22 protein-coding genes are annotated in these 25,045 nt (G+C 51.9%); 14 read left to right on the top strand and 8 right to left on the bottom strand.

Features of this window, described 5'->3' with window-relative positions; translation table 11 throughout:
- The first annotated feature begins 135 nt into the window (after nucleotides 1–135).
- From JYB63_RS06540 to JYB63_RS06530, 3 genes are read left to right on the top strand one after another with little or no spacing between them, the layout of a single operon-like run.
- Nucleotides 136–1,536, top strand: coding sequence for a Wadjet anti-phage system protein JetA family protein (locus tag JYB63_RS06540; protein WP_205656968.1), 1,401 nt, complete (start codon nucleotides 136–138; stop codon nucleotides 1,534–1,536).
- A 2-nt stretch (nucleotides 1,537–1,538) separates the two neighbouring features.
- A complete protein-coding gene (locus JYB63_RS06535; protein WP_205656967.1) occupies nucleotides 1,539–2,306 on the top strand; it encodes a DUF4194 domain-containing protein in 768 nt (255 codons plus the stop codon).
- Nucleotides 2,303–5,752, top strand: coding sequence for an SbcC/MukB-like Walker B domain-containing protein (locus JYB63_RS06530; RefSeq protein WP_205656966.1), 3,450 nt, complete (start codon nucleotides 2,303–2,305; stop codon nucleotides 5,750–5,752). The genes JYB63_RS06535 and JYB63_RS06530 overlap by 4 nt, the downstream gene beginning before the upstream one ends.
- Nucleotides 5,753–5,781: 29 nt before the next feature.
- On the opposite strand, the gene JYB63_RS06525 is transcribed toward JYB63_RS06530, so the two are convergent.
- A complete protein-coding gene (locus JYB63_RS06525; RefSeq protein WP_205656965.1) occupies nucleotides 5,782–6,528 on the bottom strand; it encodes a hypothetical protein in 747 nt (248 codons plus the stop codon).
- 41 nt (nucleotides 6,529–6,569) lie between these two features.
- Here JYB63_RS06525 and JYB63_RS06520 point away from each other — a divergent pair, with 41 nt between their 5' ends.
- The 6 genes from JYB63_RS06520 (at nucleotide 6,570) to JYB63_RS06495 (ending at nucleotide 11,624) form a co-directional block, all read left to right on the top strand.
- Nucleotides 6,570–6,926 carry a hypothetical protein gene (locus tag JYB63_RS06520; protein WP_205656964.1) on the top strand — a complete coding sequence of 119 codons (357 nt, stop codon included), beginning with the start codon at nucleotides 6,570–6,572 and terminating at the stop codon, nucleotides 6,924–6,926.
- A gap of 93 nt (nucleotides 6,927–7,019) precedes the next feature.
- Nucleotides 7,020–8,372 (top strand): DUF3422 family protein, encoded by a 1,353-nt coding sequence (locus JYB63_RS06515; protein ID WP_336510857.1) that lies wholly within the window; start codon nucleotides 7,020–7,022, stop codon nucleotides 8,370–8,372.
- 9 nt (nucleotides 8,373–8,381) lie between these two features.
- Nucleotides 8,382–8,696: a BolA family protein gene (locus JYB63_RS06510; RefSeq protein ID WP_205656963.1), complete on the top strand. Its 315-nt coding sequence runs from the start codon at nucleotides 8,382–8,384 to the stop codon at nucleotides 8,694–8,696.
- Between the two features lie 208 nt (nucleotides 8,697–8,904).
- On the top strand, nucleotides 8,905–9,150 hold the full coding sequence (locus JYB63_RS06505; RefSeq protein ID WP_205656962.1) for an HP1242/YdcH family protein: 246 nt from the start codon (nucleotides 8,905–8,907) through the stop codon (nucleotides 9,148–9,150).
- Between the two features lie 106 nt (nucleotides 9,151–9,256).
- Nucleotides 9,257–11,041 (top strand): ABC transporter ATP-binding protein, encoded by a 1,785-nt coding sequence (locus tag JYB63_RS06500; protein ID WP_205656961.1) that lies wholly within the window; start codon nucleotides 9,257–9,259, stop codon nucleotides 11,039–11,041.
- Nucleotides 11,042–11,162: 121 nt separating this feature from the next.
- Nucleotides 11,163–11,624: an outer membrane lipoprotein gene (locus JYB63_RS06495; protein ID WP_205656960.1), complete on the top strand. Its 462-nt coding sequence runs from the start codon at nucleotides 11,163–11,165 to the stop codon at nucleotides 11,622–11,624.
- Nucleotides 11,625–11,751: 127 nt separating this feature from the next.
- Here the strand turns inward: JYB63_RS06495 and JYB63_RS06490 are convergent, their stop codons facing one another.
- Nucleotides 11,752–12,216 (bottom strand): DUF4124 domain-containing protein, encoded by a 465-nt coding sequence (locus JYB63_RS06490; protein WP_205656959.1) that lies wholly within the window; start codon nucleotides 12,214–12,216, stop codon nucleotides 11,752–11,754.
- A 285-nt stretch (nucleotides 12,217–12,501) separates the two neighbouring features.
- On the opposite strand from JYB63_RS06490, the gene JYB63_RS06485 reads away from it, so the two are divergent.
- The 3 genes from JYB63_RS06485 to JYB63_RS06475 all read left to right on the top strand — a co-directional run bounded on the left by JYB63_RS06485 (nucleotide 12,502) and on the right by JYB63_RS06475 (nucleotide 14,628).
- On the top strand, nucleotides 12,502–12,828 hold the full coding sequence (locus JYB63_RS06485; RefSeq protein ID WP_205656958.1) for a helix-turn-helix domain-containing protein: 327 nt from the start codon (nucleotides 12,502–12,504) through the stop codon (nucleotides 12,826–12,828).
- A 232-nt stretch (nucleotides 12,829–13,060) separates the two neighbouring features.
- A complete protein-coding gene (locus tag JYB63_RS06480; RefSeq protein WP_205656957.1) occupies nucleotides 13,061–13,768 on the top strand; it encodes a hypothetical protein in 708 nt (235 codons plus the stop codon).
- Between the two features lie 170 nt (nucleotides 13,769–13,938).
- Nucleotides 13,939–14,628, top strand: coding sequence for a TIGR02117 family protein (locus JYB63_RS06475; protein ID WP_205656956.1), 690 nt, complete (start codon nucleotides 13,939–13,941; stop codon nucleotides 14,626–14,628).
- Nucleotides 14,629–14,852: 224 nt separating this feature from the next.
- On the opposite strand, the gene JYB63_RS06470 is transcribed toward JYB63_RS06475, so the two are convergent.
- Both JYB63_RS06470 and JYB63_RS06465 read right to left on the bottom strand, forming a co-directional pair.
- Nucleotides 14,853–15,692 carry a hypothetical protein gene (locus JYB63_RS06470; protein WP_205656955.1) on the bottom strand — a complete coding sequence of 280 codons (840 nt, stop codon included), beginning with the start codon at nucleotides 15,690–15,692 and terminating at the stop codon, nucleotides 14,853–14,855.
- A gap of 253 nt (nucleotides 15,693–15,945) precedes the next feature.
- Nucleotides 15,946–16,536 (bottom strand): YecA/YgfB family protein, encoded by a 591-nt coding sequence (locus JYB63_RS06465; RefSeq protein ID WP_205656954.1) that lies wholly within the window; start codon nucleotides 16,534–16,536, stop codon nucleotides 15,946–15,948.
- Between the two features lie 127 nt (nucleotides 16,537–16,663).
- Between JYB63_RS06465 and recQ the strand changes: the two genes are divergently transcribed.
- Nucleotides 16,664–18,799 (top strand): DNA helicase RecQ, encoded by a 2,136-nt coding sequence (gene recQ, locus JYB63_RS06460; protein ID WP_205656953.1) that lies wholly within the window; start codon nucleotides 16,664–16,666, stop codon nucleotides 18,797–18,799.
- Nucleotides 18,796–19,218 carry a YqaA family protein gene (locus JYB63_RS06455; protein ID WP_205656952.1) on the top strand — a complete coding sequence of 141 codons (423 nt, stop codon included), beginning with the start codon at nucleotides 18,796–18,798 and terminating at the stop codon, nucleotides 19,216–19,218. Before recQ ends, JYB63_RS06455 begins: the two co-directional genes overlap by 4 nt.
- Before the next feature lie 711 nt (nucleotides 19,219–19,929).
- Here the strand turns inward: JYB63_RS06455 and JYB63_RS06450 are convergent.
- From JYB63_RS06450 to JYB63_RS06435, 4 genes are read right to left on the bottom strand one after another with little or no spacing between them, the layout of a single operon-like run.
- The gene (locus JYB63_RS06450; protein ID WP_205656951.1) at nucleotides 19,930–20,466 is read right to left on the bottom strand and encodes an aminomethyltransferase family protein; all 537 of its coding nucleotides are present in this window, start codon (nucleotides 20,464–20,466) and stop codon (nucleotides 19,930–19,932) included.
- Complete coding sequence (locus tag JYB63_RS06445) at nucleotides 20,463–23,504, bottom strand: sarcosine oxidase subunit alpha family protein (protein ID WP_205656950.1); 3,042 nt, start codon at nucleotides 23,502–23,504, stop codon at nucleotides 20,463–20,465. The genes JYB63_RS06450 and JYB63_RS06445 overlap by 4 nt, the downstream gene beginning before the upstream one ends.
- A complete protein-coding gene (locus JYB63_RS06440; RefSeq protein WP_205656949.1) occupies nucleotides 23,497–23,778 on the bottom strand; it encodes a sarcosine oxidase subunit delta in 282 nt (93 codons plus the stop codon). The genes JYB63_RS06445 and JYB63_RS06440 overlap by 8 nt, the downstream gene beginning before the upstream one ends.
- Before the next feature lie 21 nt (nucleotides 23,779–23,799).
- Complete coding sequence (locus JYB63_RS06435) at nucleotides 23,800–25,044, bottom strand: sarcosine oxidase subunit beta family protein (RefSeq protein WP_205656948.1); 1,245 nt, start codon at nucleotides 25,042–25,044, stop codon at nucleotides 23,800–23,802.
- Nucleotide 25,045 lies beyond the last annotated feature (1 nt).

Genomic DNA, 25,045 nt, shown 5'->3' with positions numbered 1-25,045 from the left:
TTATTATCTTCGGCTATTTTATGCTTTTGTCTGGCTGTGTTTTCTGGCTTTTTAAGCCTGTTCTTTGCTTACCAAGAGCGTTGACCTTAGTTAATGTCAGGCATTCAGTATGTCTGTCAGGAGATTTGATTCTCGATGCTTTTTAACAAGCTTCCCGAAGACCTGTTCCTGCCTCTTGCCGGGCAGAACCGTCAAATCTATCAGGCGGTATTGCTCGACCTTGCTGATCAGTTCTTTGATGAAGATCTGGTTGATCCCTTTGTACCGAAAGATCTGATCCGCTCTTCCATTGAAGACACCGTTGTTAAGCTGGGTGTACGCCGCTGGGAACCGGAAGAGAATGATTCGGAAGCCGAGCAGGAAGCGCCCCGTTCCACCGCTGAATATACCAGCCGGATTTATCGCCGTTTAGTTGTTACTGGCTGGCTGGAAGAAGAGCAGCGCATTTACCGTACCTTTGTGCTGCTGTCGCCGGCGAACAGTTACCTGTTACGGACACTGGTATCGATCAATAATCTGGAAAAACGCAGCTACGGTGGCGCGGTACTGAACGTACTGAGCTCGCTGGAAGCGGCCATCAAGGATCCGGCCGGCCGGGGGATTACCCTGCAGGAAGCGGCGCAGACGGCGTCTGACTTCAGTGCCCACCTGACGGACATGATGCTCGGCCTGCGGGAGCTGAAAATCAGCCTGGCGGCCACCAAGAATCCGCAGGAAATTGTGCGTAACTTCTTCGATCACTTCGTAGCGCACATTCTGGTTTCCGATTACAAAACCCTGAAGACAAAGAACAACCCGTTCCGTTTCCGCCGTCAGATTCTCACGCAGCTGCGTGAACTGCAGTTTGATACGCCGAAAGTGGCGTTGCTGAGTACCCATTACCAGGAACAGTTCGAAACCAGTTATGACGACGCCGAAGCCATGGTGCACAGTCATATCAACCGTATTATCCGGATTTTTGAGTCGGTGGATCAGCGTCTGGCGACCATCGATGACTTCCGTTACCGCCTGGAAAAACGTGTGGCGGATACCGTTCGGTACATGGATAAAACCACGCCGGGTATGAGTGCGCGCTTGTCCCGGGTGATTACCGATGCTGCCCAGCTGGATCAGCGTAAGATACCGAAGCTGGAAACCCTTGAGGAAACCGGTTTTCTGGCACCGGGCAGTGTCCGTTCGCCGATCCGTCGCCGGGTGGCAACCAAGCCGCGGGTTATTCAGCAGGAAATCATTGATCCGCGGGTGCTGGAAATGCGCCAGCTGTTTAAAGAGTACAAGGCCCGCCGGGAAGTACGCCCGGAAAAGATCGAAGATTATATCGAGCGTCACCTGCTGGGCGAGACACAGATCTCCGCCGGTCAGTTCACGATCGACAGCATCGAAGACTACATCTGCTTCAGTTATCTGAGGCACATGCGTTCCCTGGGTAAGAAGGGACGCACTACCGCTAATAAATACGATATTCAGTTCAGCGATAAATATGTCAATGTCGCCGATATGGTTGAGTGTCGCGACTTCAGTATTCAGAGACGATAAACATGTTAGGTGATCTGCAGAAAATCATTGCCCGCAGCGATCAGTATCAGGAAGAGGACTTCGTGCATGCTGCCAATCTGCTGCTGGTGAATCAGTTTTTATACGCTGAGCGTTCAGGCCACCGTGACAGTTACTTTCTGGTAGCGTCGCATGTGGATTATTTTACCAACCTGTTTGCCGCACTGGGCTGGTCATTTGTGTATCAGCCGGATGAGGCCTTCCTGGGGATTTTGCCGCAGGGCGATGAGCGTTTCATGCGCCTGAAGCTGGATGAATCCTTCTTCCTGCTGTGCCTGCGCCAGCAGTATGAAGAGAAGCTGGAAGCCTTTGAGGTTGAAGGCGGGCGTGCCTACATCACCTCGAATGACTTACTGACGGTGTATGAAAACCTCACCGGCAAAGACATTCCGAATGAAACCCGCTTAAAGGAAATTCTGTCGCTGTTCAGCCGTCATGGTGTGATTGAGCGGGGCAAGCCCCACGAGACAGACCCGAAAAACATTCCGCTGACCATTAACCCGACCATCCGTCAGGTGGTAGTGGAAGACTTTATCGGCCAGCTTGAAGCTCTGTGTGAAGATGCCGAACAAACTCCGGCTGCAGCAGAGACAACTGAAGCCGCAGCGGATGAAAAACCGGCGGAAGAGGTGACGGAGAGTGTGGCTGCAGAAGCATCAGCTGAAGCAGAACAGCCCGCAGAAGTCGCGTCTGAAGATGAGCAGGCGAGCCCGCTGACTGAAGAGGTAACCCCGGAGGAGCCGGTACAATGAAACAGTTAAATCGCATCGTACTGGTTAACTGGTATGTTCTGGGTGCCGTAGAGGTACCGATCAAAGGTAACGTCGCGGTCGTCGGGCCAAACGGTTCCGGTAAATCATCGCTGCTGGATGCCATCCAGACCGTGCTGATGGGCGGTAACAAGCGTTACCTGAGCTTCAATGCCAGCGCCGGTGACAAGAGTGAGCGTAGCCTGCGGACTTACTGTCTGGGCTTTATGGATGACTCGGGTAAGAAAGACAACGCCCGTCAGGACTCCATCAGCTATCTGGCCCTGAGCTTCTACGACACCGAAACCGGCAAGGAAACCTGTGTCGGTCTGGCCATCAGTGCCTCGCTGTCATCCCCGGAAGAAGAGATTCTGGGCCGTTTCATCCTGCCTGATTTTTCCGTCAGCCTGGAAGACTTCACCGATAAGAAAGACGGCGGCCGTCTGCCGAAAGAATGGCCGGAAGTGCGTGAGAGCCTGCTGAAGCAGTGTCCGGATATGAAGCTGGAAAAACGTGCCAGCCGCTTTATCCGTGAACTGGTCACCGAACTCAGCTATGACCCGCAAATGCCGAACGACGACGAGAAGTTTGTGAAGAACTTCCGTAACGCTCTGAAGTTTGTGCCGATCAATAGCCCGACCCGTTTTATCCGTGAATTCGTACTGGATGAAAACATCGTTCACGTAGGCGCGTTCCGTAAATCCCTGGACGAATACCGGGTGATGGAACAGAAAACCCGTGAAGTGGCCAACCGTATTGGCGAACTGGAAAAGGTTCAGGAACAGTGCAAAGGCATTCACCGCAACGTTAAAAACTCGGCGGAATACGAGTGGGTGGTGCACGAGACCCGTTTTGAACACGCTGACCTGAAGAAAGAAGGTGCCCAGGACCGTCTGGAAGCCAATCAGGAAAAAGAAACCCAGTTACAGTCAGATCTGGAAGCCAACAGCGAACAGCTGAATACGGTAATGCAGAATCTGGCGGAAGCCCGCGCGGAACTGAATAACACCGACAGCGCCCACAAGGTTAAAGCACTGGAAAACTCCATCGACGCCAAGCAGCACGAGCTGAATGTGGTTAAAGAGAAGATCCAGAACGTTTACAGCCTGCTCCGTTCCACCGTGACCTTCTCTAACTTCCAGCAGTTCCTGCCTTCAAGCTTTATTCCTGTGGTTCAGGAATCCGTTGCCCTGTGGCGCTCCGGCGAAGACATGATGGCGGAAGCCTGGCCGCTGGAACCGGTGAATGTGGATAACAACCTTGAGAAACTTAAGGGCAGCATCGACGAAGTACGCCGGGAGATTTCCCGTCGGTTTGAAGCATCGGTGATTCGCATGAATGAACTGCGTACCGAGATTCAGAACCAGCGCAGTGCCGTTGAACAACTGAAAGAAGGCCGCGCACCGTTACGCCGTAACACCCGTGAGCTGATGCAGCTGCTGGGGGATTACGGCATTGAGTCCACCCCGATCTGTGAGCTGGTGGATATCAACGATGAGAAATGGCGCATTGCCATCGAGAGTTTCCTGGGCGCACGCCGTGAAGCGCTGATTGTTGACCCGGACCGGGTGAAAGAAGCAATTACTCTGTACCGCCGTAAAGGTCGTCACCTGAAAGGCTGCCGGATCGTTAACACCACCAAAAGCCATGAGTGGCTGAATCGGAGCAAGCCAAACTCGCTGGCTGAGTTTGTTGACTGTCAGACCGACGATGCCAAGGCGTACATGAACCGTGCGCTGGGTGCGGTGATTGCGGTGGAAACCGAAGCGGAGCTTATCCGTCAGGAGCGGGCACTGACTTACGACTGCATGTTGCAGACCGAAGGTACCACCACGGCTATCCGTGAAGAAACCCCGATGCTGGGCAGCGGCGGCGGTCGCCGTCAGCATCAGCTGCAGCAGCAAGGCCGTCAGGTTGATGAAATGATGGCTGAGTTCAGCGTGCTGAACAAAGACCATGAAGACCTGGATAACCTGAAAGAAAATCTGGTACGTATGACTACCGGCCTGACCGGTGTGGGCGAGCGGGTCTTCGATTTGGCTAACCAGCGTGACATGCTGCACAGTGAAATTGACGGTTACCGTCAGGGCATTACCGACCTGCGTAATCAGGACGACAGCGGCGTGCAGCAGCGCATTTCTGATCTGGTGAACGAACAGAAGCAGGCACAGGATCAGCAGAAGAAGCTGATGGACAAGCTGCAGACCACCCGTACCAGCCTGATTAAAGACAACGCGTCACTGGAACTGCTGGATAAAGAATTGGTAGAGCACGCTGCGGCCCGGGCCAAGTGTGAAGAAGATGCTAACTTCGACGCTCAGTCTGCCCAGGAAAAACGTGATTACATGGATGAGTCCTGCTCCGGCGATCTGGACCGGATCATCTTTGAATCTGCTAAGAAGGCTCAGTCTGAACTGGGTCTGATTGAGAAGAAAAAGAACTCTGTCCGTGACGGTGTGGCTCAGTACAAGGCCCGTTACCACGGTTCCGGCCTGAGCCATCAGGAACTGGATAAGGTTACCCCGGACTCGACTCACGAACAGCTGGAACGTTTCGTTAACGATACCATTCAGTCCCTGCGTGACAGTGAGCTGGCGGAATACACCGAAAAAGCTGAGCGCGCCCGTCTGGAAGCAGAAACCTCATTCCGTTCTGACTTCGTGGCTCACCTGAAAGATCAGATCGATAAGATTAAAGAACTGATCCGCGAACTGAACGCCCACCTGAAGAACCGTCCGTTCCACAAAGAACGGTATGGTTTTGAAATGACGCCGAACCCGGAACTGAAAGATATTCTGGAGCTGGTGGAAGCCTATACCAAGATGGATCAGGCTAATGTAGGCAGCCTGTTTGATCTGCAGCATGATGAAGACAAACCGCATCAGGATGCACTGGCGAAGATCCATGAAGTACTGAAGGACGAAGGTGAAAGCAGCCTGCTGCAGGACTACCGTAACTTCTATAACTTCGAACTGGTGATCAAGGATCTGGACGGTAACCGCAAGACCACCCTGAGTCAGCGGATCAAGACCGGTTCCGGTGGTGAGCACCAGGTACCATTCTACGTGGCAATTGCGGCCGCGATGGGTGCAACTTACCGTCTGCGCGACAGCGCCGATGGCGTGACCATGGGCGGTTTCAGCCTGTCGGTATTCGATGAAGCGTTCAACAAGCTGGATGCTGAGAATACTCAGACATCACTGGGCTTCATGAGCGATCTGGGTCTGCAGACGCTGATTGCTGCGCCGGATGATAAGTACTCACTGATGGCGACCACCATGGATACGGTTATTAACGTATGCCGTGATGGCCGGGTGGTGGATATTGACGTTGAATTCCCGACCCCGAAGGGTAAAGAGTTGCTTAACTCGGATAACCCGTACCGTCTGGCTGCGAAAAATGCGGCTGAGTCTGAAACTGAAGAAGTTGGTGAACTGGAACCTGCCTAGGTTCCGGTTACCGGAAAACAGTTAAGGGATCAGTGATCCAGATTGTGCCAGTGGGAACCCCGCTGGTGCATTCTGGGCTCAGGCTGATTCAGGTTTGGCCGCAGGCTGTAACGGGGCTGGCCTTTGTGGAAAATACGCAGGTGAAAGGGCGTATTTGCCAGGCTTACCGGGCGTACCTGCCATTCATGCGGTGCATTCAGCAAATCCAGCAGTAAGGTTTTTGGGCTGATAACGGCGGCACTAACGGTTTGATGATTGCCGGGCAGTGCCAGCTGCTGATTCTCCAGATGGCTGAATTGCTGATTCGCCAGTAACCGGCACACCCCTGCAATATTCCATACTTCAGGTAAGCGTTGCATAGGGCTGAGCAGGCCCATGTGGGATGGCGAGACAATATTCTTATCTTTAGAGAAGAATTTTCTCACGGTCAGATCCGTGTGCGCTTTAAGGAGCGAGTTATCCCGAACGTTGCCGTTGAAATCCACCTGGTTCAGCCCGTCAATCATCAGCTGCAGATTGAAATCACAGGCCTTGATAAACCGCCATGCTGGCTCCATTGATGTTCTTGAACCTATGCTGTATTTCAGAGCAGCCTTACCGTTGCGGGTTTTGCCTTCCAGCAGGGTGATCAGCAGATACGTGGTCTGAAAGTCCACCAGGGCTTCCGGGGAGGCAATAAAGCAGTACGGCTGTTCCCGCTGGCAAAAGCTGATCCAGGCATCGCGGTCATTCAGATGAGGCAGGTGGCGGATATTCATTGATAGCGGGATATTCAAACGACAGTATAATCCCCGCAGTATACCAAGTTGGAGACTCTATGAAATTAATTAATCGTTCGGCGTTTTCCCTGTTGCCGAAACAGCCCTTTGCTGACTGGGCTAACGCGCAGGCTGCGGATGAACTGAATGCGCCGATGAGCCTGGAAGACCATCGCCGTGAAGCCAGTGTTTATATGGTGGATGAGTTTCAGGAAGAGACCGATATCAGCCGTCTGTTGCAACAGCATTTTGCCGCCATGTTTGAAAATGAGCTGGCCGCCTGGGATGAGTTTGGCGATGACTGGCCGTCTGACCGCAGTTTTGAAGCCTTTCAGCAGTGGTTTGATGTGACCCCGCAGGTGATCGCGGTGGATCTGTCTGCGCAGCCTTTAATGCTGGCGCCTTTAACTGACTGATTTTGCGCGGCTAACACACAGTTGTTTGGCTTTTTCCGGGGCGATGGCTCAGGTAATATGCAGACAGATGCCAGAAGTGAGTTGATATTTCCTATGCCTATGCAATTTTCTGCCAAAGACCGTTTGTCCGAACATCCGTTACGGCAAGAACTGTACGCTGAGATGCATTCCCGGCCGTTCCGGGTGATTAATACCCCGGCGCGGATCAGCCATCTGGTGATCATGTGTGATGAGTCACAGAAAAAGTCCCAGTATCAGCATCTGCTGACACTGTGTGACGCCTATGACGTAACGCCGCCGGATCAGGACGTCGCATTTTTCCAGATGGACCTGAACGGTTTGCAGATGCGCCGTGAAAAACACCTGGAGTTTATTGCCTATACCTTTACCAGCCGTTGTGACGATGTGAATGCCCCCTTTGCTCACAGCTGCATCGGTGGTTTGCCGGAAGAGTGGCTGGCCGGGCTGGAAGGGCAGGTGGTTACCGCCTTTCATGTCACCGTATTGGATGTATCTGAATCCGGTGAACCGGATATTCCGCAGGTGAAGCAATACTTCGACGACATGCGCTTGATTGGCAGTCAGCCCTCGCAGGGGGCGGTACAGGTCTGGACTACCTATCAGCTGCATGACGATGGCTACGGCCGTTTTCTGGTCTATAACCGTGAGATGAGTGCCAGCCAGTTAGGCCGTCTGGTACAGCGTCTGGTGGAAATTGAAACCTACCGTCTGATGACCCTGCTGGGATTGCCGCTGGCCCGTTCGATCAGTCCGCAGTTGCGGCAGATGGATTTGCGGCTGGCAGAACTGACCCAGACTCTGGCACAGGGAGAGCAACAGGAAGGCTTTGATGATGCTCAGGATCTGCTGGGCCGGCTGACGGACATTGCCTCGCAGGTTGAAGCTTACCGTGCCCAGTCCACATTCCGTTTTAATGCCACTCAGGCATACCAGACCATCATGTTTAATAACATTGATGAACTGCGTGAAGATGAAGTATCCGGTCACCTGACCTTACAGGAATTCATTGGCCGGCGGGTTGGCCCGGCGGTTAAAACCTGCGAATCAGTTGCCGCCCGTCTTGAAGACCTGTCGCGCCGGATCGACCGGGTCAGTGACATGCTGCGAACTCAGGTTGATCTGTCGATTCAGGGACAGAATCAGGAACTGCTCAGTTCCATGGACCGGCGTTCAAAAATCCAGCTGATGATGCAGCACACCGTTGAAGGGTTATCGGTTGCGGCGATCAGTTACTACACCATCGGGCTGGTAAAAATATTTCTTGGGGTGCTGTACGATCAGGGTATCTCATTCGATAAAAGTTTGGCGCTGGGGATCTCCATGCCACTGGTAATCATTGTGGTTGCCTGGCTGACCCGGCGTATACATTCGAAATTCAATAAGCTGGCTGATGACCCGGAATCTTCCCGGTCAGGCCACGGGTAAAGGTGTGAAATGACACAAACTATTGCTGCACAGATTGAATCTATGTTGCGTGATTCGCTGGATGTAGACCAACTGTACATTGAAAACGAAAGCCACATGCACAGTGGTCCGGCAACCGACAGCCATTTTAAGGTGGCAATTGTCTCTGATGACTTCACCGGTAAGCGTCTGGTTGCCCGCCATCAGATGGTCTACAAAGCGGTGGACAGTCTGATGAATAATCCGATTCATGCGTTCTCAATGCACCTGTATACCCGTCAGGAGTGGATCGATAAAAACGGCGAGATTCCACTCTCGCCTAACTGCATGGGCGGCTCTAAATAAAGGCTCTAAATAAAGGCTCTAAATAAAGGCTCTAAATAAAGGCTCTGTGAAAGCGCTCGGGTTCAGCCTCAGCGCTTTTTTTGTGTCTGAATTCTTACGTCAGGATTGATAAGAAAAGGTGAGAAGATAGTTGATAAGCATCAATGTTTTTCTTTTGCTGCAGCGCGATAGTTAAGTCATCAAAAGCCTCAGGCAAAGGGAACGAAAAATGAGCATTGAGCACCACGATCTGATCCACGAACTTCCGGAATATCGCCAGCGTATCCACGATTTAAAAATGAGTAATACGCATTTTTCCCGGCTGTTTGACGAGTACCATATTGTCACCAAAGAAGTTGAGCGTATGGAAACCCTCACTGAGCCGGTCTGTACCGAAACCGAAAATGCCCGTAAAGCGAAGCGTCTGCACCTGAAAGATCAGCTGTTTGCGATGCTGACGGCGGAATCGGTTTAACACCTGAGTACGCCGAATACTGATTTCGTCATAAAACCCGCTTTATTGCGGGTTTTTTTATATTTATAGTGTGAGGAAAGGTTATTTATATTTGTAGGATTTGTTAATGCATTCAAGCGGTTACAACTGGCGCTATATTTTTTCCATCGCCCGTGAATATAAGCCAGAACTGATCAAGGCTAATCTGATTGCGCTGGTGGCGACCATTGCCAGTGTGCCTTTGCCACTGCTGATGCCATTACTGGTCGATGAAGTATTACTGGGGCAGCCCGCAACCCTGGTGGAAATCTGTCAGCAGCTGTTTCCGGAATCCTGGCAGGGGGCTGTACTCTACATCACTGCAATACTGGTGCTGACTATCATCCTGCGGTGTATCGCGCTGGTGCTGAACGTCTGGCAGGGCCGGCAATTTACCCACATATCCAAAGAAGTAGTCTTCCGCATCCGTCAGGGTCTGCTGCAAAAGCTTAAACGCATTTCCATGGCGAAATATGAAACCCTGGGCAGCGGTAAGGTCAGCAATCACTTTGTGGTGGATCTGGATACCATTGATCAGTTTGTCGGTACGTCGCTGAGTAAGCTGCTGCTGGCAGGGCTGACCATTGCCGGTACCGCCGTGGTGCTGCTGTGGATGCACTGGCAACTGGCACTGTTCATCCTGCTTCTGAATCCCATCGTGGTGTATTTCACCATGGTGTTGGGAAAACGGGTGAAAGAGCTCAAGAAAGATGAAAATGCTGCCTATGGTGCATTTCAGAGTTCCCTGATTGAAGTGCTGGAAGGCATTTACCAGATCCGTGCGGCTAACCGGGAAAAGCATTATCTCAAGCGCCTGCAGGGTCAGGCTGAAGAAGTGCGGGACCGGTCCGTTGCATTTGGCTGGCGGAGCGAAGCGGCGGGCCGCTTCAGCTTCATGGTCTTTCTGGTGGGGTTTGATTTATTCCGGGCATTATCAATGCTGATGGTGGTGTTCTCAGACCTGAGTATCGGTGAAATGATGGCGGTGTTTGGCTATCTCTGGTTCATGATGGGGCCGGTGCAGGAATTGTTAGGCATTCAGTATGCCTACTACAGCGCCAATGCCGCTTTATCCCGCATCAACGAGCTGCAGAACCTGGAAGAAGAGCCGGATTACCCGCATCTGGAAAACCCGTTCAGTAAACGGGAGTCTATCGGTATCGCGGTTGATAACATTCATTTCGGCTATCTGCCGGAACAGGAAGTCCTTAAAGGGCTGAGCTTAACCATAGAGCCTGGACAGAAAATTGCCTTAGTGGGGGCCAGTGGGGGCGGTAAGTCGACGCTGGTACAGATTCTGCTGGGTCTGTATCCGATACGCAGTGGTTCTATCCGTTACGATGGCGTGCAGGTAGAAGAGATCGGTTTTGATCTTATTCGTGAAAATGTTGTCACAGTGTTACAGCAGCCTATGTTGTTTAATGACACCGTCAGAGGCAACCTGACACTGGGCCGCCGGTTCGATGATGATAAGCTCTGGCAGGCGCTGGACATCGCTCAGCTGAAGACGTTTGTTGAAGGGCTTGACGGTGAACTCGATGCGCTGGTGGGGCGTCAGGGTGTGAGATTATCCGGCGGACAACGACAGCGCTTAGCGATTGCCCGGATGGTACTTTCTGATCCGAAAGTGGTCATTCTGGATGAAGCAACATCGGCGCTGGATGCGCAAACTGAATTTGAAGTGCTTTCGGCCCTGGAAACCTTTCTGGCCGGCAGAACGACAATTATCGTGGCGCACCGGTTAAGTGCGGTGAAACAGGCTGACAGGGTCTATGTGTTTGAAGACGGGCAGATCAGTGAGCAGGGTGAACATCAGGACCTGTTACAGCAGGATGGTCTGTACGCTAAACTTTACGGGCAGCATCAGCACTGAGCCTGACTGGCATACAGCACGTTAAAACAGTTAAAAACAGGTTAAGCAAGATTTTGCTACATTGGCAGGATCAGTTATTTGGAGGCAACCCCGATCAGGGCATTGGGATGCGAGGTAAGTTATGAAAAAGATATTAGTGGCAACAGTGTTGGCAGCGTCAGTCATGCTGCAGGGCTGTGCATCTTCACTGACCGGGGATACTTACTCGCGTAGCGAAGCGCGGAAAGTTCAGCAGGTCCAGTATGGCCAGGTGCTTTCTGTGACACCGGTAGTGATTGAAGGGCGTACCAACAGCCCGCTGGGCGCCGGTGCAGGTGCTGTAATCGGTGGTATTGGCGGCAGTAAAATCGGTGGTGGTTCAGGCCGGACCATCGCTACCGTGCTGGGTGCGGTTGCCGGTGGTGTGGTAGGTCAGCAGGCCGAAGAAAAACTGACCCGTAAACAGGGCCAGGAAATTACCGTTGAGCTGGAAAGCCGCCGGATTATCTCCGTGGTTCAGGAAGTCAGCGGTAACGGCATCTTCCAGGCCGGTGACCGGGTCCGGGTACTGGGGCAGGGCGGTACTGCAAGGGTAGTTCGCTAAACGCAGTCATATTCAAAACCAAAAAAGCCTGCTTTAAGCAGGCTTTTTTATTGCCTGTGACCCGTCCTGTATGGAGTCAATATTCAAGAAAAGGTAATTGCAGCTGGGTTATATTCTAGAACAGGATCTACTGTTTTTTCAGTCGCTGGATGGTGCCAAAAGCATCGACCTTCATTCTTGTGCCGTCGAATTCCAGAATGGTTACTGAATATGTCGAGAATTTAATCATATTATCAGCGACAGTAAATTTTTCTGGTCTTAACCGGTGACCATTAGAGATTACTGTCCATTGGTTTTGACTGAATTCCCAGATATCTTCCCCTACATCCAGCTCTGCAGAACTGGTTTTGCCAAGGTGTGTAATCAGCCATCTACCCTGAAGACTTTCGCGGGTAACACTTGAAGACGTTGCTCCTGTTTCGTCCCGGACAATTATTTTATCTGATTTAAGGGTTACTTTTTCACCTCGGCAAGGGGTGCTCTGGAAGGATTTTTTGCCGCTCTGATCTTGGCACTTATAGATTTTTCCTGCCTGTACAAACAGTGAAAACGTACATAGTGCGGTAATGGTGATAATCTGTTTAAGCATCATGCTTTTTGATTCCTTTCCTTTTGATGTCGATTGCACAATTAAGACTGGGGCAGTTGTGCAACAGATCCTGTCGTGAGTAAAAAACTGAAGAAATACTATGGTCAGTTTGATACGTAGTTATTGTGCTTCATTTATCTTACTTCTAAAGCCCGTAATATCTCTACATGTTTATATATTTGTTCGGATTATTTTAAATATGATAGTGATTCCTGATGATTTTTTGCGAAAGGGTTAAGTTGTCTGAATACACAGCAGTGAAGTATGGTGCGTGAGTTGAGATAGAGCATGGTGGATAGGTCGATTTTAGATGCTGTGCATGAAAGTGCTGAGGACTTGCATAATGCCGGTGTGATGAATGCGATTATCTTGCGGGAGTTTGATGCCTTGTGCTTACCGGCAGTTAAAGAATATTCGGCTGTTCAGATCAGAGAAATACGTACCCGTGTGCAGGTCATCCAGAGAGTGTTTGCTGCTTATGTTAATATCAGTAAATCCACTGTTCAGAAGTGGGAGCAGGGGGCAAAGCAGCCGAACGGGCCGTCATTAAAGTTACTTAATCTGGTGGTTGAGAAAGGCACTGGAAGTGCGGGCTTAAGCTGTTTCGTATCTTGATGCTTGGCCCAGCCGCAACCTGCATAACCAAAAGCTAATAATGGGGCCAGGTCTTTCATTTCGCTATTTTTGATTTACACCGGATTAGGCTAAACACAAGACCTAACTCCGCAAAAATATTAACCTTGCCTTTTCCATTAACCGGTTACATATTAAGAATTTAGGGGATTTGCTGTATAGATTTACTCGCAGAGTTGATTATCAAAATGTTAAATGTAAAAAGGTCATGAGCATGGATGAAATCGATAAGGAACTAATCGCCCCCACTGTAGAACCTAGCTCAGAAAAAGCCCATCGGATAGCTCGAGCCTCTATAGCAGCAGTTCCCGCTTTGGGCGGAACATTGGTCGAAGCTTTCAATACCCTCATCGAACCCCCTATGGCACGTCGCAAAACCGCTTGGATGGTTCAAGTCACCGAAGCATTGAATGAGTTAATTCAGAAAGGTGTATTAACCGAAGTCGATCTACAAAATAACGAGAAATTTTTTACCACCCTCGTTCATGCTAGTAATGTAGCTCTTAAGAATCATGAAGAAGAAAAACTAGTTGCACTTAGAAATGCGGTAGTCAACTCCGCACTGGTAGGTGCACCCGAAGACACGCTTCAGCAATTATTCTTAAACTTAGTAGACACCTGTACCTCTTGGCATCTGTCCCTACTCAGGCTATTTCAAGGCCCCGAGCAATGGGCGGCGGAAAACAACCATGAGTTTCCTAACTGGTCGATGGGTGGGCTCACTGCTGTTATAGAAAGCGCATACCCGGAGTTAAAGCCGCACAAGGATCTCTATCACCTAGTGTGGCAGGAGCTGTATCGAAACGGTTTGGTTACTACAGATGGGCTTGGAGGCACTATGTCGATGGGAGGCATGATGGCGAAGCGAACTACGTCAATAGGTGATCAGTTTGTTATGTTCATTTCGCAACCCGCAGCGTAAAAACATAATGGGGTTAAGTCTTGTCTTTTGTTATTTATAAATTACTTCGGATTAGGAAAAAGACAAGATCTGGCTCTGAAGTTGTAATCAGCCCTTCACAATTTAAGGCAGTCAGAGGTATAAGTGCGCTGTAGCTGTGGCGCGTTGGATCTTAAAGGATATAAATTAACTTGAAAATCTATGTCGTGTTACTGCTAGTGCTGATTTCGGGATGTTCATCCCTTCCCGAGGTGGTGCAAAATCCAGATGATGTTGGGATCCTTAAAACTGAAAAAATATTTGTCGTTAGCCATGGCTGGCATACAGGAATAGTTTACCCCCGAGAGCCTCTCATCAATGCAATTCCGGAGTTGGAAGCACGCTTTCCAAGTGGCCGGTATCTGGAGTTTGGGTGGGGAGATAAAGGATTTTATGAAGCGAATGAAATTACAACGTCTATTACGCTCAGAGCTATTTTCTGGCCGACGGAATCAGTCGTGCATGTGGTATCAGTACCCGAATCGCCTTATATCTCCTTTCCTAATAGTGAAATACGTGAACTGCGTTTAAGTTCTGGAAAAATTAATGATCTGGGTGTGTTTTTGTCGAATAGTTTTAAAAGAAACCCGCAAGGTAACGTTACTCCAACGAAAAATGGCATCTATGGCGATAGCCAGTTTTATACTGGTGAAGGAACATATTATTTGTTTAATACATGTAATAAATGGACGGCTAAAGGGCTGCAGAGTGCCGGTTTCGATATCAACCCGATGTTTAAACTCACTGCCTCCAGCATAATAAGCTTCATTGATGAAAACGAAAAAACTAACAAAGCATTGCACTTGAGCAAATCAGATGCTGAGCGCTTAATGTGCCAGTGAGTACGGAGTTGCGTCTGACCGGGATTTAAGAATACTAGTAATATTTGGCTTTGAAGCGTCATAGAATTCATGGTCTGTCCCGGTACGAGGTTCTGAATTTAGACTGTCCAGAATACGGGTATGGGATTGGGTCAGGGGGGCCGCGAGGGTGGTTCGTTAAACGCTGTAATCTTCAAAATAAAAAAGCCTGCTTAAAGCAGGCTTTTTATTGGCAGTATCAGATTCTAGGATTTCTTAATAAATAGTCCGCGCTGCTCTTCTTCTGGATAAGATACTTCGAGTTCATATGGCTGTATAGCTTCTTCTTTATATACAGCAATAACTTCATTGGTAAGGTCTACAGCAGTATCAGGAACAATGAATGACGGATATACAACACTGCCAGCCCAACAGTCTTTGATTTCACTATCTGTGAAAATGTCACCTCTGATGCCAATATTTGAATTCATACAAAGCAGTGCCCAGCTGAATGCTATAGCATGACCGGAAATCGATTTGTCAGTGAGGCTACATATTGTACAAAAGCTGTTTATATCAACATATTCATTTCTGGTTTTCGAATACAGATAAGGAATAGCCGGCATGTAGACCTGATAATCCATTATTTCCTGATATTCTTCACGGAGAGTGTCCTCATCATAGTCAATATCTATAAAACTAAGAATGTTTTTTTCCAGAAGAATACCTCGAATATAAGGCGTTCGGGTCATCCATTCATTAATAAATTCACCAATATCTTCGAAATCAGATGAGAAGTACAAACGTTCTTTATCGCTGGTCGTCGTTTCGTATGGATGTTCTGCCTCAGCAGCATCCCCAGTTACAATTATCTGATCACCGTGCCAGGTACCGATAAGCTCAGTTAAGCTATCATGTGTATTTAATAACTTCGTAACATTCAAGTTAGAAATTACATTTTCAGTCTTCGATGTGAGTAGTGACAGTATCATTCCTGCACCGAATGATGTTTCAGACCATTCTGCCTGTTTATTATAGGCTCCAGCGTCAGTCGGTTTAAACTTCAACTTCTTAGTTAAATTAATGATGCAAGTGTATTGAGGCATGGTTAAATTTCCCTATTTTAAATTACTATTTTCCGTACTTATAAAGTAGTAGGTGAGTATTCTTAAAATACAAATACAGGCATATTCTATACTGATTTTTTGAGTTATATGAAGTGCTTTGAATATAATTAAGTGATACTGAGAATAATGAGAAAGCAGACTAAATACTGATTGTTCTTAATTAACATTGCAGAGTTAAAGATACAAAAAAGCCTGCTATTGAGCAGGCTTTTTTATGTTTCGAATGTGCAGCTTAACGCTTGTCTTTTGGAGCGTGGAACAGCAGGTACAGGTCTACCAGCAGGTCCGGGATGCTGCGGCACATTTCGTCGCACAGGCGCTGGTCGTCGCGCATGCTGTTGAATTCAGGTTCTTCGAACAGGTCAGAGGCGATCATGATTGGCAGCATCAGTTCGGCCACTTCTTCTTCCGCCTGGTGGTTGAACCATTCGTCTTCCTTCAGGAATACGCCTTCCATGAATGCCTGTGCCCACAGGGTCAGCTCGGCTACGTCGTCTTCAGTGTCGTGCAGGGTCAGGTCGCATGGCAGTTGCATGTCCTGATCGTTATACAGGTCGCTGCCGATGTTGCTGTACAGACGGTTCAGCAGGTGAGTAATACGCTGCTTCTGTTCTTCAGAGGTGTATTCAGGCTTGCCGTCAAACACTTCCTGCAAACGCTGCTTTTCAGAGATCTCAGCGGGGCTGATATTCAGGGCGCAGAAGTAACCGTGGGTGCCGATCAGATCCAGGGCATCTTCAGACACCGCATCACTGAACAGAAATGCCTCTAATTCATCGAGTTCATTGTCAGTCAGAGGGGCCGTCAGAAGAGGGTTTTGCATAGTGAATATCCGCTAAGTTTCATGAAGCCGCGATTTTACCAGTGATTGAAGGCAAATGCGTAGTCTTTCTCGCACTTAGTTGGAATATCGGGTGACACCCTGATCTGGATTAAGGATAATCCCCGCCATGATTGAGCAAGCCCAGCATATTTTAAAGCACGTTTTCGGATACGATCAGTTTCGCCCGCCTCAGGATGAAGTGATTGAGACCGTTCTGAATGGTCAGGATGTGCTGGTTGTTATGCCCACCGGCGGCGGTAAATCCCTGTGTTATCAGTTGCCGGGGCTGATCCGGCCGGGGGTGGCGATTGTAGTGTCACCGCTGATCGCACTGATGCAGGATCAGGTGCAGGCTTTGTCGCAGCTCGGGCTGCGGGCCGGCTGCCTGAATTCATCGCTGGATTTCTCCCTGATTCAGGAAACCGAACATAATTTACGTATCGGTAATCTTGATCTTCTTTATATTGCCCCCGAGCGGTTATTACAGCCCCGCACTCTGCAATTGTTGCAGGAATGCCAGTTAGCCTTGTTTGCCATTGATGAAGCGCACTGTGTGTCCCAGTGGGGGCATGATTTCCGGCCGGAGTATTTGCAGCTGGGCCGCCTGCAGGAAATGTTTCCGAGGGTGCCACGGATTGCGTTAACGGCCACGGCAGATACCCGCACCCGGCAGGAGATTGTTGAACGGTTGGGGCTGGTGAACGCCAGAACCTTTGTACAGGGCTTCGACCGGCCGAACATCCGTTACCGCATTGGCCAGAAGCAACAAGCCAAGAATCAGTTGCTGAAGTTCATTAAAGCTGAGCACAGTAAAAGTTCCGGCATTGTGTATTGTCTGTCCCGTAAGAAGGTGGACGATACCGCCGAATGGCTGCGGGAGCAGGGCTTTAACGCACTGGCGTACCATGCAGGCTTAACTTCGGATGTGCGCAGCCAGCGGCAGCACCGTTTTCTTACCGAAGAAAACATCATCATGGTGGCCACCGTTGCCTTCGGCATGGGAATTGATAAGCCTAACGTGCGCTTCGTGGCCCATCTTGATTTGCCTAAAAGCATTGAAGCGTATTATCAGGAGACCGGCCGCGCCGGCCGGGACGGTTTAGCCGCCGATGCCTGGATGGTATACGGCCTGCAGGATGTAATTTTCCTGCGGCAGATGCTGGAAAGCTCTCAGGGCAGCGAGATGCATAAAAGCATTGAGCGGCAGAAGCTGGAGTCCATGCTGGGGCTGTGTGAAATCACCACCTGCCGGCGGCAAGCCCTGTTGCAGTATTTTGATGACGACGCCAAAGCCGAATGCGGTAACTGCGATACCTGCCTTGAGCCGGTACCGGTCTGGGACGGTACCGAAGCGGCCCGTAAGGCGCTGTCGACCGTGTACCGTACCGGCCAGCGTTACGGCGTGGGCTATGTGATTGATGTGCTGCTGGGCAAATTTAACGACCGGATTCAGAGCAGTAACCATCAGACGTTATCTACTTTCGGTATCGGTAAAGAGCTGAACGTACAGCAGTGGCGTTCGGTGTTCCGTCAGCTGGTGGCGCGGGGGTATCTCGGCGTACTGGCAGACAGCCACGGGGTTTTGCACTTAACCGAAGCCTGCCGTGGCTTGCTGCGCGGCGAAGAACAGATTCAGTTACGTCAGGATAAGCGTAAGCACGAAAGCCTGAGCAAGCGTAAAGATCCGCAGCAACAACTGGATGCGGACGATCACAGCCTGTGGACAGCACTGCGTGAACTGCGCATGCAGTTATCCAAAGAACAGGATGTGCCGCCGTATGTGATTTTCCATGACGCCACCCTGATGGAAATGGTGATGTACCGCCCTCAGACCCATCAGCAAATGGGCCGTCTCAGCGGTATCGGCGATAAAAAGCTGGCCCTGTATGGCGATGATTTTCTGGCGGTGATCCATGACCACGCCAGCAGCCAGCAGGCACATGCCGACGGTGATTTGCAGGCGCAGGAATCCGTGGCGCTGTATCAGGCGGGGATGACCGTCGAGCAGGTAGCCCGGCAGCAGCATTTATCCGCCAAGGTGATTTATCATCATCTGGCGCAGGGCATTTCCAAAGGCTTGCTGGACCTGCAATCCGTGGTGGAGATTACCAGCGCGGAGCTGACCAATATTCAGCAGACCATTCTGGAGCATGAAGCCTCCAGCGGCGTGGCCCTGAAACCGGTGTTTGATGCACTGGGCGGTGCCTATGAATACCACGTGCTGCGCTGCGTGCGTGCCTCCATGCAGGCAGCAACCGCATGACCTCTTTTACTGACAGCCTTGACCTGTGGGGGCTGTTTGCCAGCAGTTTTATATCCTCAACCTTGTTACCCGGCGGCTCGGAAGTGGTGCTGGGCTATCTGGTGAATACCGCCACCTACCCGGTGTGGTTGCTGTTGCTGGTAGCAACCTTAGGCAATGGCCTGGGGGGCAGCGTGACCTTCGCACTAGGCTGGTGGATCGTTAACCCGTTTAAAGCAGAGAGCAAAAAACACCAGCGTGCCATGAAGTATGTGCAACGCTATGGTGCCTGGAGCCTGTTACTGTCATGGGTGCCGGTGATTGGTGATCCGCTGTGCCTGCTGGCCGGCTGGCTGAAACTGCCAGTGCTGTTATCTGTTGTGCTTATCTTTCTGGGTAAGCTGGCCCGTTACTGGGTGGTGTTTTGGGTAGTGTCGTAGGGTTTTCCCCTGGTTTTTGCTTTGGGTGTATCTCTGATTTATGTGCAGTATTTTGAATTTTGATGATCTTTTTCGACTTCGTCGACTTAAGACCTTTGGAACGGCGACTCTTTATTACGGGCTTATTCTTAAGAATCTAAACGCCGCCCAATGCTTGTCCGGCTCTGCCGGATACCTTGCGCTTCTCATTTTAAAATGGATGCTGCGGAACTCGCTTCGCTCAGACAGTCCTCGCATTATTCCATTTGAAAACTCCGATGCTCAGCAGCGCATAAGGGGGAAAGGTTGCCAGCTTCGAGTTCATCAGCTTTCATTAAGACCTAATCCTGAGGTCTTTTCTTAGTTTTCTTTAAGTGCATAGATAACGCCTAAAGCAGCGGAAAACCGATTTTATTTCTATAGGGTTAAGTCAATGCTATTCACTGGCACGGCTTAAAGTTTCCCCTTCTGTGAAGCCGAGCATCGGAGTTATTGAATGATAAGTAACGCAAACTGTTTGAAGGCGCGTAGCGGCTGAGTTTTTGCGGTACCATTCAATAACGAGACGCGCAGGGTACCGGGCAAAGCCCGGCGAGTGGTGGGGCGACGTTGGATTGTTAAGGCCTTGCGTCGTTTCAAGGCCTTGACTCGACGAAGTCGAAACAGATCATCTGAAGTTAAATACCAGCACAGCAACAGAGAAATACACTGTGTCCGGACGGGCTAAACAAATTAACCCCGTCTCATTAACTGCTCAAAATACTCCCACAGATACTCCCTATAACTGATCCGGTACTGGATCAGATAGCCATCCTCCTGCCGGGCAATCAGTACGCCAGCCTGCCCGCACTGGGTTTGCTGGCAATCCCCCGGCATAAACTGGTCAAAATCCAGATGGAACAGTTGGCTGAGTATATGCCTCAATGCCGGTGAGTCCTGATCAGAGGCGTCGGCCAGCCAGAGCTGCTGATAGTAATCGCTGACTTCGGTCTGAATATAATCCGCGAACTGCTGTTGCAGAGCAGGCAGTTTTTCTTCTGCTGCAGTGACCAGCAATTCATCCGGGCCAAGCCAGTAAATCCGGCTGTTATCCGGGCCGCTGACAAAACACCGGGAGGCCGGCTGATCTGCAAGTGCAGAGAAATCACCCCGCAGAATCAGTTTGCCGCAATGGGACAGTGGTTGCAGGCTGACCGACTGACAATGTAACGGCGTTTTATCCTGCAGGGGGAAGCAGGCCTGGGGCAGGGTATGATCGGCAGCGTTCATGAGGCCTCCTGTTGTTCAGTCTGTTGCAGTGTTTCCAGAAAGCGGGTGCCGGTCACGGTCACCGCAATGCGCTCGCCGTTAAGTAACATCACTTCCAGTGTTTCCCCTTTACGCTGCCTGCCACCGGCTACCATGGCCATGGCAAAACCGGATTCTAGCGTCGGGCTGAAGTAGGCGGAGGTGATATGACCGATGCCTTTATCCTTACCCTGAACGGCTCCGGGTAACACTACCTGAGCACCTTCCGGCAGCGTTTTGCTGCTGTCTGTTGGGATCAGGCCGACCAGCTGTTTACGGTTGCTCTGGCTGAACACGCTGCGTTGCAGACCCCGTTTGCCTACAAAGTCGGCTTTGTCGCTGGCGACGATCCACTGCATGCCTAAGTCCAGCGGGGTGTGGGTGCCGTCGCTGTCCTGCCCGACGATAATAAAGCCCATCTCCGCCCGTAACAGGTGGATGCTTTCGGTGCCATAGGCCACGCAATCGAAGGCCTGCCCCTGTTGCCAGATCTGCTCCCAGATGTACTGGCCATAGCGGGCCGGGACGTTAATTTCATAACCAGCTTCACCACTGAAGCTGATCCGGAAGACCCGCGCCGGAACACCGGCAATGTCCATCGCCTGCCAGCTCATTTCAGGGAAGGCCGATGGGTTCACCGGCTGGTTTGTCAGAGGCTGCAAAATGGCTTCTGCGCTGGGGCCGCTCAGGCTGATTACGCTCCACTGTTCGGTTACCGAGGTGAGATACACGTCCAGTTCCGGCCATTCTGTCTGGCGGTAATCTTCCAGTATCTGATAGACCCGGGCAGCACCACCGGTGGTGGTTGTCATATGGAAGTGATGTTCGCCGATCCGGCTGGTCACGCCATCGTCGATCACCATGCCCTGTTCATTGAGCATCAGGCCATAGCGACACTGGCCAACCGCCAGATTGTGCCAGCGGTTGGTGTAGATCCGTTCGAGAAATTCGGCGGTATCTTTACCCTGAATATCAATTTTGCCCAGGGTGGAGGCGTCCACCATACCGGCGGTTTTGCGCACCTGTGCACATTCCCGCTGCACGGCATCATGCATGCTTTCACCGGCATGTTGCTGATAGTAACGGGGGCGACGCCAGCCGCCGGCATCTTCCATGACGGCACCGTGCTGGTCATGCCAGGGCTGAATGGTGGTGTGGCGTTTGGGGGCAAACAGGTTTTGCAAGTCTTTACCGGCAATTGCTCCAAAAGTGACCGGGGTATAGGGCTGGCGGAACCGGGTGGTGCCAACGGCGGCGATGGGCAGGCGACGGTATTCAGCCATCAGTGCCAGGGCATTCACGTTGGAGGTTTTGCCCTGATCGGTGCCCATGCCAGTGGTGGTGTAACGCTTGAGATGCTCCACCGAATGAAAGCCTTCCCGGGCGGCCAGAGCAATATCCGCCGCAGTAGAGTCGTTCTGCAACTCATGGAAATGTTTCTTTGGCCCTTCGCCAATGGGGTGGTCACAGGGGACGGCCCACAGGGTGCGGGGAGCAAACTGCGCGGGCTGGTCTTCCGGATCTGCGGGAGGTGCTGCTACCGGTTGTTTGCGGTTGCTGATTTGCAGAGCATCCAGTGCCTGTCGGGCAGCATCTTCCCCTTCGCTGATGCAGCCTGGCAGGTCGAAGCGACCATTACAGGCCCCGGCGCTGATGTTGGGATTAATGGCGACACCGCTGTCGGGCACGAAGTGTTGCTGTGCTTCGTCAAACTGCAGCTTGCCCCGTGCCTGGCTGAACAGGCTGACGTTTGGTGTCCAGCCGCCGGAAGCTGCAATGCACTGGCAGTCCAGTGTTAATGCGGTTCCCTGAACTTTACTGCCGTCATCACTGAGTTGCTGAACCGTGACCGCTTTTACCTGCGTTTTGCCGTGCACAGCAGTAATGGCGCAGTTCCAGTGAATGTGTATGCCGGCAGCCTGAGCCAGGCCGGGCAGGCTGTCTGCGGGCAGGGTGTCTGGCTGTGGGCGCAGGTCGATGATCTGAACCTGAACTCCGGCTAGCTGGGCATCCAATGCCGTCTGGTAGGCGCAGTCGTTGTTGGTGAACACACAGAGTTGCTGTGCCGGTAATACGCCGTAGCGGTTAATGTAGCTGCGTACTGCGCTGGCGAGCATGACGCCTGGGCGGTCGTTATCGGCAAACACCAGTGGCCGTTCAAATGCGCCGCTGGCAATGATGACCTGTTTGGCGCGGACCTTCCAAAGCCGCTGGCGGCAGTCCTGACGTTCAGACGGGGGCAGGTGGTCGCTGACTTTTTCCAGCAGGATGCAGAAGTTGTGATCGTAATATCCGCAGAGGGTGGTGCGCAGCATCAGGCGGACGTTCGGCAGCATTGCCAGTTCAGTGGTGATCTGTTGCAACCAGCTTTCGGTGGCCGGGCTGTTGCGGCGGTCGTTCAGCTGGCCGCCAGTGTAAGGATGTTCGTCCACCAGGATGACCCGGGCACCGCTGCGTCCGGCGGTGAGGGCGGCTGCCAGCCCGGCGGGGCCGGCACCGGCGATGAGTACATCGCAGTGGCGGTGGTGTTTTTCATAGTGTTCGGCATCTGGCTCTTTGGGGCATTCTCCCATGCCGGCACTCTGGCGGATAAAGTGCTCGTATTTCAGCCAGAAGCTGCGGGGCCACATAAAGGTTTTGTAATAGAAGCCGGCCGGAATAAAGCGGCTGATCAGGCTGTTAATGCCGAGCACGTCAAAATCCAGAGATGGCCAGCAGTTCTGGCTACGGGCTACGAGGCCGTCATACAGCTCTACTTCGGTGGCCCGGACGTTAGGCTCGGCATAGCCACCGGTGCCGGTTTCCACGATGGCATTAGGCTCTTCACTGCCGGCGCTGAAAATCCCCCGGGGGCGGTGATATTTAAAACTGCGGCCCACAAAGTGAATGCCGTTGGCCAGCAGGGCAGAAGCAAGGGTGTCCCCCTGCAGGCCGGTATAGGTTTTGCCATTAAAGCGAAAACGGAGTGTTTTGGCACCGGGTGGCAGCGCGTGACCGGTGCGGTTGGCGGATTCAGGCATCGGTGGTTTCCTGTGGGGCGCTGTGGCCGGGTTTATAGGTACAGATAAAACGGTCGTCGACGGTATTACGCCGGGCGTTAAACCAGCGCCGGCATCCGGCGGCGTGGAACCAGCGTTCGGCGGTATCACCCCGGACATTGCTGCGCAGGAACAGAAAGGCGGAGAGTTCCGCGTCATTGCTGTTGGCTGTTGCCCTGTTCAGATGGGCTTCACCGCCGTACTGAAATTCGCTTTGTTCACACTGGCCGCACCAGGGGCATTCGATTAAAAGCATGCTTGTGTCCCGTAAAGTCAGTTAGTGGGCAACGCCGGCGGCCGCGCCTTCGTCGATAAGTTCGCCGCTGGCAAAACGTTCCAGCCCGAACGGTTTAAGGATCGGGTGCATCCGGCCGTTGGCCAGCGAATCGGCGAACAGGTCTCCGGAGCCGGGCGTAGCTTTAAAGCCGCCGGTGCCCCAGCCACAGTTGAAGTACAGATTGCCCACGGAGGATTCCCCGAGAATAGGGGAGCGGTCCGGGGCCAGATCGACGGTGCCGCCCCACTGACGCATCATCTTCAGGCGGCTGATAATCGGGTACAGCTCGGCCATAGGGCCAACCACGTGTTCGATCTGATCGAAGCCGCCCCGTTGGGAATAGCTGTTGTACGGGTCAGAAGAGCCGCCGATGACCAGTTCGCCTTTATCCGACTGGCTGACATAGCAGTGTACTGTGTTGGAAGTAACCACTGAATCGAGCATGGGTTTGAGCGGTTCTGACACAAAGGCCTGCAGGGTGGCGGATTCCAGTGGCAGTTTCAGGCCGGCCTGTGCGGCCAGCACACTGGAGTTACCGGCGGCCACGCAGCCGACTTTGTCTGCACGGATCAGACCCTGAGAGGTATGTACGCCTTTTACTTCGTTGTTCTGGATCTCAAAGCCCAGTACTTCGCAGTTCTGGATAATATCAACCCCCAGCGCATCTGCTCCCCGGGCATAACCCCAGGCGACGGCATCATGCCGGGCGGTACCGGCGCGGCCCTGATACAGGGCGCCCAGTACCGGAAAACGGGCGTTGAGGTTGATCATCGGTACCCGCTGTTTAATCTGCTGCGGGGTGAGCAGTTCTGAGTCGATGCCGTTCATGCGGATGGCATGGCAGCGGCGGGTGATTTCATGGAGGTCATGTTCGTTGTGGGCCAGATGCATCAGCCCCCGCTGGGAAAACATGACGTTGTAATTCAGTTCCTGTGAGAGGCCTTCCCAGAGCTGCATGGCGTGTTCGAACAGGGCGGAGGATTCATCATAAAGATAGTTCGAGCGCACAATGGTGGTGTTACGGCCGGTGTTGCCGCCGCCGAGCCAGCCTTTTTCGATGACCGCCACCCGGTTAATGCCGTGCTTTTTCGCCAGATAGTAAGCGGTGGCCAGCCCGTGGCCACCACCGCCGACGATGATGATATCGTAGTGATCTTTTGGCTTGGGGGTACGCCAGTTACTTTGCCAGCCCCGGTGGTACCCCAGGGACTGGCGGATCAGGTTAAAGAGCGAGTAACGCTGCATG

The sequence above is a fragment of the Aliamphritea spongicola genome (assembly GCF_017051665.1).
In the GTDB taxonomy this organism is placed as follows: domain Bacteria; phylum Pseudomonadota; class Gammaproteobacteria; order Pseudomonadales; family Balneatricaceae; genus Amphritea; species Amphritea spongicola.
The sequence above is the reverse complement of the archived record's forward strand: the minus strand, read 5'-3'. Positions and strand labels throughout refer to the sequence as shown.

What these genes read in the sequence shown, in the direction of transcription:
- JYB63_RS06540 (WP_205656968.1), top strand. Translation starts at nt 136, where the DNA reads ATGCTTTTTAACAAGCTTCCCGAAGACCTGTTCCTGCCTCTTGCCGGG.
- JYB63_RS06535 (WP_205656967.1), top strand. Translation starts at nt 1,539, where the DNA reads ATGTTAGGTGATCTGCAGAAAATCATTGCCCGCAGCGATCAGTATCAG.
- JYB63_RS06530 (WP_205656966.1), top strand. Translation starts at nt 2,303, where the DNA reads ATGAAACAGTTAAATCGCATCGTACTGGTTAACTGGTATGTTCTGGGT.
- JYB63_RS06520 (WP_205656964.1), top strand. Translation starts at nt 6,570, where the DNA reads ATGAAATTAATTAATCGTTCGGCGTTTTCCCTGTTGCCGAAACAGCCC.
- JYB63_RS06515 (WP_336510857.1), top strand. Translation starts at nt 7,020, where the DNA reads ATGCCTATGCAATTTTCTGCCAAAGACCGTTTGTCCGAACATCCGTTA.
- JYB63_RS06510 (WP_205656963.1), top strand. Translation starts at nt 8,382, where the DNA reads ATGACACAAACTATTGCTGCACAGATTGAATCTATGTTGCGTGATTCG.
- JYB63_RS06505 (WP_205656962.1), top strand. Translation starts at nt 8,905, where the DNA reads ATGAGCATTGAGCACCACGATCTGATCCACGAACTTCCGGAATATCGC.
- JYB63_RS06500 (WP_205656961.1), top strand. Translation starts at nt 9,257, where the DNA reads ATGCATTCAAGCGGTTACAACTGGCGCTATATTTTTTCCATCGCCCGT.
- JYB63_RS06495 (WP_205656960.1), top strand. Translation starts at nt 11,163, where the DNA reads ATGAAAAAGATATTAGTGGCAACAGTGTTGGCAGCGTCAGTCATGCTG.
- JYB63_RS06490 (WP_205656959.1), bottom strand. Translation starts at nt 12,216, where the DNA reads ATGATGCTTAAACAGATTATCACCATTACCGCACTATGTACGTTTTCA.
- JYB63_RS06485 (WP_205656958.1), top strand. Translation starts at nt 12,502, where the DNA reads ATGGTGGATAGGTCGATTTTAGATGCTGTGCATGAAAGTGCTGAGGAC.
- JYB63_RS06480 (WP_205656957.1), top strand. Translation starts at nt 13,061, where the DNA reads ATGGATGAAATCGATAAGGAACTAATCGCCCCCACTGTAGAACCTAGC.
- JYB63_RS06470 (WP_205656955.1), bottom strand. Translation starts at nt 15,692, where the DNA reads ATGCCTCAATACACTTGCATCATTAATTTAACTAAGAAGTTGAAGTTT.
- JYB63_RS06465 (WP_205656954.1), bottom strand. Translation starts at nt 16,536, where the DNA reads ATGCAAAACCCTCTTCTGACGGCCCCTCTGACTGACAATGAACTCGAT.
- recQ (WP_205656953.1), top strand. Translation starts at nt 16,664, where the DNA reads ATGATTGAGCAAGCCCAGCATATTTTAAAGCACGTTTTCGGATACGAT.
- JYB63_RS06455 (WP_205656952.1), top strand. Translation starts at nt 18,796, where the DNA reads ATGACCTCTTTTACTGACAGCCTTGACCTGTGGGGGCTGTTTGCCAGC.
- JYB63_RS06450 (WP_205656951.1), bottom strand. Translation starts at nt 20,466, where the DNA reads ATGAACGCTGCCGATCATACCCTGCCCCAGGCCTGCTTCCCCCTGCAG.
- JYB63_RS06445 (WP_205656950.1), bottom strand. Translation starts at nt 23,504, where the DNA reads ATGCCTGAATCCGCCAACCGCACCGGTCACGCGCTGCCACCCGGTGCC.
- JYB63_RS06440 (WP_205656949.1), bottom strand. Translation starts at nt 23,778, where the DNA reads ATGCTTTTAATCGAATGCCCCTGGTGCGGCCAGTGTGAACAAAGCGAA.
- JYB63_RS06435 (WP_205656948.1), bottom strand. Translation starts at nt 25,044, where the DNA reads ATGCAGCGTTACTCGCTCTTTAACCTGATCCGCCAGTCCCTGGGGTAC.